Source organism: Fusobacteria bacterium ZRK30 (genome assembly GCA_024628785.1).
GTDB lineage: Bacteria > Fusobacteriota > Fusobacteriia > Fusobacteriales > Fusobacteriaceae > Psychrilyobacter.
The window spans coordinates 1,672,337-1,685,947 of sequence record CP102405.1 but is presented as its reverse complement, the minus strand read 5'-3'; the positions used below and the strand labels follow the sequence as shown (position 1 = coordinate 1,685,947).

General features: G+C 32.4%; 8 protein-coding genes. 7 read left to right on the top strand and 1 reads right to left on the bottom strand.

Annotated features, from left to right (window positions below; all coding sequences use genetic code 11):
• The first annotated feature begins 197 nt into the window (after window positions 1-197).
• From NRK67_13205 to NRK67_13185, 5 genes are all read left to right on the top strand, one after another.
• Window positions 198-7,325 carry a hemagglutinin repeat-containing protein gene (locus NRK67_13205; GenBank protein UUV18240.1) on the top strand — a complete coding sequence of 2,376 codons (7,128 nt, stop codon included), beginning with the start codon at window positions 198-200 and terminating at the stop codon, window positions 7,323-7,325.
• Between the two features lie 2 nt (window positions 7,326-7,327).
• A complete protein-coding gene (locus NRK67_13200; protein UUV18239.1) occupies window positions 7,328-7,843 on the top strand; it encodes a hypothetical protein in 516 nt (171 codons plus the stop codon).
• A 179-nt stretch (window positions 7,844-8,022) separates the two neighbouring features.
• Window positions 8,023-9,456: a hypothetical protein gene (locus NRK67_13195; protein UUV18238.1), complete on the top strand. Its 1,434-nt coding sequence runs from the start codon at window positions 8,023-8,025 to the stop codon at window positions 9,454-9,456.
• Window positions 9,457-9,651: a hypothetical protein gene (locus NRK67_13190; protein ID UUV18237.1), complete on the top strand. Its 195-nt coding sequence runs from the start codon at window positions 9,457-9,459 to the stop codon at window positions 9,649-9,651.
• Window positions 9,612-10,181, top strand: coding sequence for a hypothetical protein (locus tag NRK67_13185; protein ID UUV18236.1), 570 nt, complete (start codon window positions 9,612-9,614; stop codon window positions 10,179-10,181). The genes NRK67_13190 and NRK67_13185 overlap by 40 nt, the downstream gene beginning before the upstream one ends.
• Window positions 10,182-10,533: 352 nt before the next feature.
• Here the strand turns inward: NRK67_13185 and NRK67_13180 are convergent, their stop codons facing one another.
• Window positions 10,534-10,674 carry a hypothetical protein gene (locus tag NRK67_13180; protein ID UUV18235.1) on the bottom strand — a complete coding sequence of 47 codons (141 nt, stop codon included), beginning with the start codon at window positions 10,672-10,674 and terminating at the stop codon, window positions 10,534-10,536.
• A gap of 364 nt (window positions 10,675-11,038) precedes the next feature.
• Between NRK67_13180 and mglB the strand changes: the two genes are divergently transcribed.
• Together mglB and mglA are read left to right on the top strand one after the other, a co-directional pair.
• Complete coding sequence (gene mglB, locus NRK67_13175) at window positions 11,039-12,052, top strand: galactose/glucose ABC transporter substrate-binding protein MglB (GenBank protein ID UUV18234.1); 1,014 nt, start codon at window positions 11,039-11,041, stop codon at window positions 12,050-12,052.
• Window positions 12,053-12,109: 57 nt separating this feature from the next.
• Entirely contained in the window at window positions 12,110-13,609 is a 1,500-nt protein-coding gene (gene mglA / locus NRK67_13170) for a galactose/methyl galactoside ABC transporter ATP-binding protein MglA (protein ID UUV18233.1), read from the top strand.
• Window positions 13,610-13,611: the final 2 nt, after the last annotated feature.

The window sequence follows — 13,611 nt, the reverse complement described above, 5'->3', positions numbered from 1 at the left end:
TTAAGGTCAAAGTCAAAGTCAAAGGATTCAAACACCTAAATCCTCAATCTTTGAGGACTTTTTGATAGTGAGGGAGTTTTGGTTATGGATAAGAATTAAGTTTATAAGAAGTCTATGTGGAACCTATCTGGGTGAAGGCTCAGCCTTCAAGAAGGTTTTGGGTTTAAAAGTTTTAGGGAGAGAAAGGAGGGAATGTTATGAAAGTAAAATATTTTCAGAAAAGTTTAATTTACTTATACATCTTTTTTAGTATATTTGGACAACCAATAATGGCTGCTGGCATTGTAATAGATCAGGGTAAAAATCAACAGGCAGGTGTGGAAAACGCTCCTAACGGGGTTCCCATTGTAAACATTAATAACCCCAACAAAAATGGGTTATCTCACAACTATTTTAAGGAATACAATGTAGAGAACAAGGGAGTACTCATAAATAATAGTAAGGAGGAAAACATTAGAACACAATTAGGCGGGCTTATCCAAGGAAACTCTAACTTAGGCAGGGAAGCCAATACAATTTTGACAGAAGTAACAGGAATAAATAGAAGTAAGCTAGAGGGGTATACAGAGATCGTAGGAGGAGCAGCTGACTATATTTTGGCTAATCCAAATGGAATATATGTAAATGGAGCAGGATTTATTAATACTCCAAGGGTAACATTAACTACAGGAAGATCTGTAATTGATGACCTTGGAAACTTAAAAGAATTTGATATAGATAATGGATCAGTAGTAATTGGAAGTGAAGGTATCGATGGTAGAAATGTAAGGATGGTAGATATTATCTCAAGAACAGCAGAACTTAATGGAGCAGTCTATGGGGGGGATGAACTAAGGGTTGTTTTAGGGAGAAATAAGTATAACTACGATACAGGGAAGGTCAGTAAGAAAGAAGGAGGATACGGAAAAAAACCTAAGGTAGCTTTAGATGGGCGTGCTTTAGGATCTCTATACGCTGGAAGAATATTTATTCAAAGTACAGAAGATGGAGTAGGAGTAAATAGTCAAGGAGAGGTGTTAGCAGGAGTAGAAGATTTTAGGATTAATGTAAATGGTGATCTTGTCCTAAGAGATGCCCAGGCTAAAAAGAATATCGAGATAACAGCTAAAAATACTATTATTCAAGAAAAATTGGTAGGGGAAGAGGGGATAGAGATAAGATCTAACTATCTCAAAAATAATGGAAAGATTGGGAGCAATAAATCTGCCGATATCCTTGGAAACACCCTTGAAAACAATGGAGAGATATCAAGCGAAACATTAAAAGTAAGCAGCAATACTTTAAAGAATCAAGGTGAGATAGTTACAACAAAATCTATTAATATCTTAGGCAATCTTACTAATGAAAAAGAAGGTATTTTGGTTAGTGGTGAGAAAATTTCTTTAAAAAACATAGATAATAAAGGAACCATTTCAGCTGTAAAAAGTATAGATATTGCAGAAGGATTAGTTAATAATGGAGATGGAACTATCATTGCAGAAGGGACTATAGCTTCGAAAAACATAGATAATGAAGGTACTATTTCAGCTAAAAATAATATAGATATAGAAAATAATCTACTAAATAAAGTAGAGGGTTCTATCGTTACTGAAGGGACTATCGATTCGAAAAACATAGATAATGAAGGTACTATTTCAGCTAAGAATAATATAGATATAAAAAATAATCTAATCAATAAAGTAGATGGGTCCATCGTTACTGAGGGGACTATTGCCTCGAAAAACATAGACAATGAAGGAATAATTTCAGCTGTAGAAAGTATAGATATTACAGAAGGATTAGTTAATAAAAAAGGAGCGAAAATTGTAACTAGTAAAGAAATAAGATCTAACCTTATAGAAAACAGCGGGATTATTTCTGGAATAACCGGAGTTAAAGCAGGAGAAGGTATAGTTAATAATAAGGAAGGTATCCTTGTAAGTGAGGGGGATATCTGGACAAAAAATGCAACAAATAGCGGAGTAATCTCTGGAGAGAAAAGTATTAAAGTAGATAGTCTCCTTGAAAATAAAAGTGGTGGAGAGATCCTTAGTGAGGGGCAAATATCCCTAGACAACTTAAAAAATAGTGGTATTGTTTCTACAACAAAAGACTTGTTAGTCAATAAAACAATGGAGAATAACAATGGAAAAATAACAACAGTAGGTAAGATCCAAAGCGAAAATACTACAAATACAGGGACAATCTCTAGTCAAAATGATATTTATATAGGGGGGGAACTATTAAATAGTGATATAGGTATTATCGTAAGTGGAAGGGATATTGAAGTGGTCGGTAGTTTGAAAAATCAAGGGATCTTATCTGGAAGGGACAACATTACAATAAATAACACTGTGAATACAGGAAATATATATAGTGATGGCAGTATCTTTTTAAAAGAACTAAATCAAAATAAGGGAACAATATCAGGAGTAGAGATAGAGATTCTTAATGAAGGAAACTTAGACAATAAAGGAGGGAAGATAACAACAGGAAAGGACAGCTCGAAATTAAGTATAAGGGCAGACAAGATAGAAAATCAAAATGGAGAGATCTTGTCTCAAGGAGATTTAATAGTAAATACAGGGGAACTTACAGTTGATGGAAGGTATGTAGGGAATAAAAAGATAGATATAAACACTACAAATTTTATAAATAATGGATTAATAGAAGGGTTAGGAATAATTGAGATATCTGCAGCAAATAACTTTGTTAATAATAAAGATAAAATAATAATAGGAAACTCATTAAAAGTAGAAGGAAAAAACTTTACTAATAATGGGTTACTAGGTGGTGCACAAAATTCTACACTAACTATCGGTAGTAGTATGGTAAATAATAGTGAGATGAGTCTGGGTAGTGGAAGTAGCAGTATAAGCGTAACGAGTGGAGATATAAGAAATTATGGATTTTTGACAGGAAAAGGAAATATAAAATTAAAGGGTCTAAATATTGTAAATAGTGGACAAATAGCCAGTGGAAACAACCTAACATTAAGTGGTAGAAGTATCCTAAATAATGAAGGGATGCTCATATATTCTGGTGGAGACATGGTAGTTTCCTCTAGTGGTAATGTAAAAAATAATCGTGGCGAACTGTACTCTGGTGGAGACATGAAGATAGTAGCAAGTGGAAAGGTGTCTAATATTGTAGGAGATATAGAAGCAATAGGAGATATAGAGATAAAAGCTGGAAGTTTGGAAAATATAGGAGAGGTAACAGGAACTCATAGTGTAGAGAAGGAGTCAGGGTTAGTAACAAATATAGATCAAAGTCAGATAGATAAAAACCCTATTGAAAATCAAATGAATATAACTATGAATCAACTATATGAAAATAACTTATCTTCCAAGGGAAGTTGGACTTGGTTTAGAGGGTTATCGTTATACAAAACAGACAAGATAATAAGCAATTATGTAAGTTATTTGTCATATATTTCCTCAGGGAACAATATAAAACTAGAGATAACAGATGACATTATTAATAGAGAAGGGAATATCTTAGCAAATAACAATATCAATATTAAAGCTAGAAATCTGTATAATGAAAATATGACTAAAGATGTAAAAATAAAGCTATATTGGAAAAAAGATTATGAATTACACGGGGCAGCTATGTATCAGCTAGATCATGATACATATTATTTGAATGGAAAAGTTTATAACGGAAATAGAGATAAGGGATATATCTTAGCAGAAAGTGATGCTATCCAAAAAGTAGGTGGAAATAAGGCAAGTAAAATTTCTGCTGGTGGTAATATGAGTATAACAGCAACAAAAATAGGGAATGGAGTATTGTCAAATGATAAAAATATAGTAAATAGCAACAACACTAATATCGGTAATGTTGTATTAAATAATAATAAAGTAGAAATCAATAGTGCCTTGGAAAATGAGAAGATAAAGGGAACCGTAGGAGGGGAAGGTAGTCTTTTGGATACTGTCGATACAGAAGATTATATAAAAATTCCAAGTGGAGATAAAGGGATGTTTGTTGTAAATGACCTAAAGAGCAGTAATAAACCTGGGTTTAGCTATTTGATAGAAACAAATGTTAAGTTTGTAGATATGAGTTATTACCTTGGTTCAGATTATTTCTTTGGGAAGATAGGATATAATCCTGAAAAAGATATCAGACTTTTGGGAGACGCTTTTTATGAAACAAGGGTAGTCAACAGAGCGATCCTTGAAAACACAGGAGCCAGATATCTAAATGGTGCAACAAATGAAAAGGATCAGATGAAAATGCTATTTGATAACTCTGTAGTAGCTATGGATGATTTAGAACTGTCATTAGGAGTTGCTCTGACTAAGGCACAAATAAACAACTTAAAAGAGGATATAGTATGGTATGTAGAAAAAAAAGTTAATGGTGTGGATGTTTTGGTCCCTAAAGTCTATCTCTCTAAAGAGACACTGGCTTCATTGGAAGGTAGTAACCGGACTGGTCTTTCTGCCGGGGATAAGATGGAAATAACAGCCCTGGAATTAGATAATACAGGGGTAATAAAATCAGATGGAGATCTTAAGATAGATATAGATTCACTTTTGAATAAAACCATAAAAGGCGGGGGAATAGCAAAGATAGTAGGAAACAATATAAGTATAGTATCTGCTAATGATATAGATAATATTGGTGCTGCTATCAAGGCTAAAAATGATTTGATCTTAGAGTCAGTTAATGGGAAAATCAGTAATATAAACACTAAAAGGGTAAATACAAATATAGATCAAAAGATTAGATCAAGTCTTGAAAACACAGGGGTGATAGAGGCAGGGAACAATATAAAAATCAGTGGAGATAAGATAATAAATATAGGAAGCGAGATAAAAGGTAAGAGGAATGTTGAATTAGAAGGAAATGAGGTCGTAATCGGCTCCGATGAGATATACAACTATGAAAAGAAAGGTGGCAGTAAAAACTATACCATCAAGGAAAGTGTAAGAAATAAAGGTAGTTTAGTAAGTGGAGAAAATGTTTCTCTTTCTGCTAAAAAAAATATCGATGTAATCGGATCGGATATAGCAGCAGAAAAAAATCTTTCTCTAGAAGCAGGAAATGATATAAATATCACAGCAACTATTGATTCTGACTATTATGAGAAGCAGAAAACAAGGGAAAAATCATGGGGCAGGGGGAAAACTACAACAGAGATTAAATATAATGAAAACCTAAACAGCAGTAATCTGGTCTCTGGAAGTGACACGCTGATAGTATCAGGAAACAATGTTAATGTGGCAGGAAGCAATGTCCTCAGTGAGGGAGATATCTCGATAGGGGCAGTAAACAACGTGAATATTAGTTCTGCTATGAAAGGAAGTATAGATTCTAAACAGAGTGTGAAGAGTGGATTTATGGGACTTAGCGGAAGATCTCAAAAGGAAGTTGAAACTAAGTATACAAACGTAGGGTCTAATATTGGTTCTGTTGGGAATTTAGAAATTCAGTCTAAAAATGGAAATATAAATATCTTAGGATCTGATATAGAAAGTGGAGGAGATATTTTATTAGATAGTGAAAATAATGTAAATATTATGGCAGTCGATGATATAACTAAAAAACAAAAACAGAAAACAAAATATGGAACTTCGTTATTTGGAAGTGTAGATGGACCAAGTATCGAGGTGGGAATAAGTACTAGTATAGAAAAAAACAAAAATACAAGCTTGGATACTAAAGTTGTTGGTAGTAATATATCAAGTGATGGAGATATTAAAATAATTAGTGGAAATAATACTAATGTTGAGGCTAGTGATATAGTTGGAAATAATGTAGATATCGAGGCAGTAAACGAGATTAATATTATTGGTAGAGATGAGATTCATAGCAGTAGTGAGAAAAATGAAAAAGGAGAAATAAAACTAAGTGTAGGAGTAGATCTATCTGGAATAAAAGATACTTTTGACTCTATGGTCAATGCTACAAAAGGGATAAAAGATCTACCAGAAGTAGTTAATGTCGCAAGTAGTCTAATAAGTGGAAAAGATTTAAATGAATCTCTAGCAGGAAATGAAGGTGGGTTGAATGCTATAAACAATATAATAAATGGACCATCAAGTGAAGGAACTAGTGCTGGGATATATGGAAAGATAGAACTATCAAAAGATGAGAGTAGTCAAGACAGTACAAATAGAGTAGGAAGCACAATAACAGCAAATAATGATGTAACTTTAAAAACTGATAATGGTAATATGAACTTTGAGGGTGCTAAGGTAACAGCAGGAAATGATATAAGTCTCGACTCTGGAGAAAATATCAATATTATTAGCGGGGAAAGCACAAACAAAGGAGAATCTTCATCAATGAATATAAGTGGAGAACTCAATTTCATGACTGGTCAAATATCAGGAGGTATAGGAGGATCTAAAGGATCAAATAGCGAAACTATACATTCTAATTCAGAATTTATAGCAGGAAACAAGGTAGATATTTCAGGAGAAGACCTTACAATAAAAGGTGGAAATATCATAGGGAATGAGGTGGAAATAGATATAGATAATCTAGTGATAGAAAGTGTGCAAGATACTGGAAAATCTAAAAATATTGGAATAAATATAAATGCAAGTGGAGGAGGAGACAGCTCCCTCTCAGGAGGAATAGGAGTTAACTATAGTGATTATGAGAAAGAATGGGTTAATAATCAAAGTTCTATTATAGGGATTGAAAACTCAGAGATAACAATAAATGGTAATACAAATATAGTAGGAGGGTTATTAGGAGGAGGAAATACTACTCTTGATACTGGAAGTTTAACTTTTACAGATATAAAAGATAAAGATAAGGGGATGGATATAGGGATAAATGGTAATTTATCAAGAAACAAAATAGAAGGTGGAAGCGAATATGAAGGAAGTGTAGGAGGAAATTATGGTGCTCTAGATAGGGAACAAACCACACGGGCAACTATAGGAGATGGAAAAGTAATAGTAGGAGGAGGTGCCTCTATATTTCATAATATAGAAAGAGATACAAATGGTAAATTAAAAGTAAATCTAAATCTTCCAAATGAAAAATATATGAATACAAAAGGGGAGGAAGTAGTGTTTAATAAAAAAACTGGAAAGGTGATAAAAGATGGGATAAATGATGGAACATATAATATAGCGGGAGGAGAAGTAAATATAAACGGACCAAGAGATATATATTTACATACAAAAGGAAGTACAAGCGATGTTAAGCTTTGGATAAAGTATGGAACAGGAAGAGACGATCCTACCACTAGGGAAGAAAGGGAAACAATCAGTAAGCAAACTTTTGATACACATGTAAATTTAGTTTTAAAACCACAAGTAGACGCAGCAAAAGAAAATCTAAAGGATAAAGATGAATATTTTGAGGGGGAATAAAAATGATTTTTATAGCACTAACATTTTTAATACTATTTTTATTAATATTATTATATATATGTAATTTTATAAAAACAATGATAGTTAAAGAAATTATACTATACCCAGCATTTATATTTTGCATAGAAATTGCTATGATATTTAGTATTGGAACTTTTTTTTATGAATTTTATGAGTCGAATTTTAACACTATTTTTATAGGAGCTTCATTATTAGGAATGGTACTTTATGGTTTTACGATGAAAAAAATTGATAATACCATTAGTAAAATCGATATATATATATATATATATACATTGCTTCAAGTGTATGCTTTTATTTTGATAGGGTGGGTAAAGCAATACATTGTATTATGTATCTTACTTTATATTGCCTTTTATTTCATAAATATATATTGTTTTTATCGTTTTAAGAAAGAGAAATTGCTTAAAATTATTATTATGCCTAGTCTTGTGTCAGTATTAATTTTATTTACGTTTGGATTAGTAATGATGGTTGGTTTGGCGGGAAGTGTTTAAAAAATAAAGACAATTAGATATCTTTAATATTCTTTATTTTTATTATCTTAGAAAAAATCGACTATTGAAAATAATTATCATGCCAACCTTGATATTGGTATTAAGGTGGATTCCAATCGTTTTAAGATAGGCATTGATATATTGGACAAAATAAAATTATCTCTTTTACAGAACTCTCAATGATAGTTGGGAGTTCTAATAAAAGGTATAAATTATCTAAAGCCTCCAAAGGAGAAAATACTACTCTTGATACTGGAAGTTTAACTTTTACAGATATAAAAGATAAAGATAAGGGGATAGATATAGGGATAAATGGTAATTTATCAAGAAACAAAATAGAAGGTGGAAGCGAATATGAAGGAAGTGTAGGAGGAAATTATGGTGCTCTAGATAGGGAACAAACCACACGGGCAACTATAGGAGATGGAAAAGTAATAGTAGGAGGAAAGGAACAAAACCCTGATATCAACAGAGATGAAAGTAAGGGGCAAGAGGTAACAAAAGATGTCACTGTGGATAGTATAAATGCTGAGTATGATTCTGAGGTAAGAGAGTGGAGTGAAGTACAAGATATAATGGGAGAACATGGGAAAACCCTTGGAAAAGATTTAGACACTGCAACAGGTGGGAAATACAATCTGGAAGAAGAGATGGAAGAAGGGTTTAAAAAGACATATGGCGAAATTGAAAAAATAGTTGATAAAAAATTATTCAATGAAACCTTAGGGATTGTTCCAACAAAAGCAACAAATGGAGGTATCTTAGGAGAATCTGATGCTATTGTAAGAGGTCAAGAAAAATTGTATGTCAATATGGTTGAAGCTGTCAAAGATGAAAATGGGGAATCATTATACAAAGATGGGGTAGCACAGCTAAAAGTAGTAACTCAAGTAATAACAAAGGAAGAATATGAAGAGATCAAAAAAAACAATCCTGATATAAGGGTATCATTAAATGGGATAGGAAACACACTGGAAGGGGCAGTAGAAGGTACATTTAACGGGACTATTTCAGAAGAAAATTTAGATGCGATAACAAATGGTGAAACTATCCATATGTTATCTATACATAACCCGACAAATGGTATTATAGCGGATGTTATAGAATCTGCAGTAGGAAAAGTAGGGATATTGATGGGGAGTAATATTAATGCAAAAGATTTAACAGATATTATTAAAGAACAACCATCATTATTAAATGGTATGATGGCACATAGTCAAGGGACAATAAAGTTAACTCAAGTACTAAAGACATTGAATAAAACCGAAGAAGGAAAAAAACTGATAAGGGAAAATGTAGGTGAACTGGTGTTTGCAGGAAGTGCAGTAACAGAAAAAGATCTAAAAGATATAGAAGATATAGTAGGAGAAGAACATGTAAATGTTCTGTTTAATGAAGGCGATATCTTAAAATATATTACAGGGAATGAGGTGACAACGAGAGGAGATAAATATCATCCAATGAAAAACTATCACTTTGATATGGTAAAAACTACTGATAAAAATGGAGAAATAAAATATGAAAGACCAAACAGTATTAAGCGGGGAAAAGGAGAGAAGGCAAAACATATTTCGGGAAAAATAAAAGAATTTATAGAAAAAGGAGGAAAATAAATGAAAAAAATATTAAAATCAGTCTTAATATTTTTAATACTAATTTTATCGGGATGCAGTACCACATTCAAAGAATATTCTTTCGATGACCAGCCAATTAGTTATACTCCAAATAAAGAATATGAGAAATATATATATATATATACGGAGGGATCATGGATAAATATGATGAAAAGACTTCTTTATCATATGTAGTTATAGCACCTAATGAGTATGAAGTAATAGATGGCAAAGCTTACAGATCAAAACATGTTGAGGTATTAAGTGATAAAATTAAAGTAATATATAAGGATAAAGAATACTATTTACCTATTTCAAAAGACAATATTGTCATTAAGAGTCATTCTGGAGGGGTAGAGTATAACTGGAATATCCCTTTAAAAAGTCAAGTGGTTAGATTAGATGAAACTGTTCCTAATGTTACAGATGATGGTATGGAGATATATTTTGGTAAGGTTAAAGTTGACGGGACAAGAATCGTAGATGTCCCTCCTGTAAAATTCAAAAAATACATATTTATAACAAAAGTAAACCTTTTTCTTGATGGATTGAATATAGATACTGAAAAAACCATATATTTAGGTCCGTTGGAAGAATATAAAAAGGATAGAAGAAAAGCTCTTAAAGAATATAAAAAATTACAGAAAGAGAAAGAAAAAGCAGAAAAGAAGAAAGAAGAAAAACAAAATATATTTGAAACCCTTAAAGAAATATGGACATCATAAAATTTGATATGGGTCAAAACATTCTAATATGTATTTTGAAGAATACAAAAATAAGAAAAAGGCTATTAGGGAGTCTAAGAAATTAAGAGAGAAGTAAATAAGGGCTATTATTATTAAAATCGACATTTTAAAAATATCGTAAATGGAATATGTATAGAAAGTTTAGGAAAATATCCGATTGTCTGAGCAAAGCGAGTTTCTCTCATAATTCTTAATTTCTGAAAAAATTATTAGAATTATGGTGATGACCCTTGCAGTTAGATTTTTCCTAACTTTCTTTATATATGAAATAGATATGAAAAAAGAGATCTCAGATTCAAACTAATCTGCGATCTCTCTTTTGAAATTCTTCTTAGAAGTTGATATAAAATTCTGTGTTTTGAATCTTATCGAAGTTTTCTAATTCATGATGTCCTTTAAATTCAGCTGGTAAGATCTCCTCTGCTCTGAAAAAGTTTAAAAAGTTTATTCCTGCTCTTTTAATTCTTGCCATTTTTATTTCCTCCTATTGAAATCTTATTTATACAAGTATAATATCAATTTTTTCACTATATTAAAAATATATATATTAAATTGATAAATCAGTGATTATTAGTTTTGTTGATGATTTTTTACTATAAAATAACTTTTTCGTACTATAAAAAAAGTATTTAAAATTAAAATAAATAAATAATAGCTTTAAAAGATCCTCCTAATATCCTATAGGTAAAGAAAAACAAAAAATCATATATGTTATATATACATAAAAATGAAAATAACTTTATTAACTCAGTTAAAAATGATTTGACATTTAAAAAATCATGGGGTAAATTTTATTAAAGGGTATTGTATTAAAAATAAAATTTAGGGGGATCTATATGAAGAAAATATTTGCAGTAATGGCAATGGTAGCAGCGATAACAGCTTGTGGTGGAAATGAAAAATCAGCAACTACAGAGGGTGAAAGTGCACCTAAGATCGGAGTAGCTATTTATAAGTTTGACGATAACTTTATGTCTGTGTTGAGACAAGATCTGGGTAAAATATCAAGTGCCAAAGGAATCAAACTTGATCTGGTAGATTCACAAAATAACCAGTCTACTCAAAATGATCAAATAGATGTATTTTTATCTAAGGGAATGGATGTTTTAGCTGTAAACTTAGTAGACCCTGCTTCTGCCTCGACTATTATCAATAAAGCTAAGGAAGAAAATAAACCAGTGGTCTTTTTCAATAAGGAACCATCTCAAAAAGATATGAATTCATATGACAAAGTATACTATGTGGGAACAGATTCTAAGGAGTCAGGGGTAATTCAAGGTGAACTCATTGCCAAGCACTGGATGAATAACAGTGATAAATGGGATTTAAATAAAGATGGAAAGATTCAATTTGTATTGCTAAAAGGAGAACCTGGTCATCCAGATGCTGAAGCCAGAACTGAATGGGCAGTAAAGACTTTAAATGAAAAAGGTATAGATACAGAAGCATTACATTTAGATACAGCAATGTGGGATACAGCAATGGCTAAAGATAAGATGGATGCATGGATTGCAGGCCCTAATAAAGATAAGATTGAGGTAGTTATAGCAAATAATGATGGGATGGCATTCGGAGCAATAGAGTCATTAAAAGCAGCCGGAAGATCGGATATACCGGTATTCGGAATAGATGCTCTTCCAGAAGCTCTTGCAATGGTTGAAAGGGGAGAATTAGAGGGAACTGTTTTAAATGATGCTAAAAACCAAGCCCAAGCTACCTTTGACCTTTCTTATAACTTAGCTGTGGGGAAAGAGCCCCTTGAAGGAACAGAGTGGAAATTAGATGATAAAAAAGCTGTAAGAGTCCCTTATATAGGTGTAGACAAAGATAATCTTGCGGATTTTAAATAATATATTTAAGCTGGGTTTTATCACCCAGCTTTATTTTATAGGAGGAGGATCTTAAAAATGGAAGAAAAATTTCTTTTGGAGATGAAGGAAATAACCAAGGAGTTTCCGGGAGTAAAAGCTCTGGATAAGGTTACCATTCAAATAAAGAAGGCTAGTGTTCACGCACTTATGGGAGAAAATGGAGCAGGAAAATCTACCCTGATGAAATGTCTTTTTGGTATCTATCGAAAAGATCATGGAGAGATTATATTTTGCGGAAAAGAAATAAATTTCACCTCTCCTAAAGAGGCTTTAGACAGTGGAGTATCTATGGTTCATCAGGAGTTAAATCAAGTGTTACAGAGAAATGTTATGGATAATATATGGCTTGGAAGGTATCCTCAAAAAGGTTTTTTTATAGATGAGAAGAAGATGTATGATGATACCAAAAAAATATTTGATGAATTGGATATCGATATAGATCCAAAGAAGAAGGTCGGAGAATTGTCTGTTTCAGAGATGCAGATGTTAGAGATAGCAAAGGCTGTCTCCTACGATTCCAAAATTATAGTGATGGATGAGCCTACGTCTTCATTGACAGAAAAAGAGGTGACCCACCTATTTAAAATTATCAATAAGTTAAGGGATAGAGGATGCGGAATCATATATATATCCCATAAGATGGAGGAAATCTTGGAGATAGCTGATGAAGTGACTGTTATGAGAGATGGAAAATGGATCTCTACCGATAACTCCAAAGACCTTACTACAGACATCATTATTAATATGATGGTAGGAAGGGATCTCAGTGAAAGATTCCCTCCTAAAACCAATGTTCCTAAAGAAGTAATCTTGGAGATAAAAGACTTTACAGCTAAACAACAGCCATCCTTCAAAGGTATAAACTTTAAACTACGTAAAGGGGAGATCCTGGGAATAGCGGGGCTGGTAGGAGCTAAAAGAACTGAGATATTGGAATCTATCTTTGGAATGAGGGAAAGGGAAACAGGGGTAATAATATTAGACGGCAAGGTTGTTAATAATAAAAATCCCCATGAAGCTATAAAAAACGGGTTTGCACTAGTTACAGAGGAAAGAAGATCTACAGGAATCTTTGCAGGGTTGGATATAACCTTTAATTCTGTTATATCAAATGTTGATATTTATCAAGGGCTTGGACATTTTTTAGATGATAAAAAGATGAAAGTAGATACAGAGTGGGTTATAGACAGTATGAGGGTGAAAACTCCTACTCAAAAAACCCATATTGGAAGTCTGTCTGGGGGGAATCAGCAAAAGGTTATCATTGGAAGGTGGTTACTTACAAATCCTGAAATATTGATGTTGGATGAGCCGACTAGGGGGATAGATGTAGGAGCTAAGTTTGAAATATATCAACTTATGAATGAACTGGCAAAAAAAGATAAGGGAATAATAATAATTTCATCTGAGATGCCAGAGCTCATGGGTACAACCGACAGGATACTGGTTATGAGTAATGGAAGGATAGCAGGGATAGTAGATACAAATAAAACCACACAAGAAGAAATAATGACCTTGTCAGCTAAATTTTTATAATA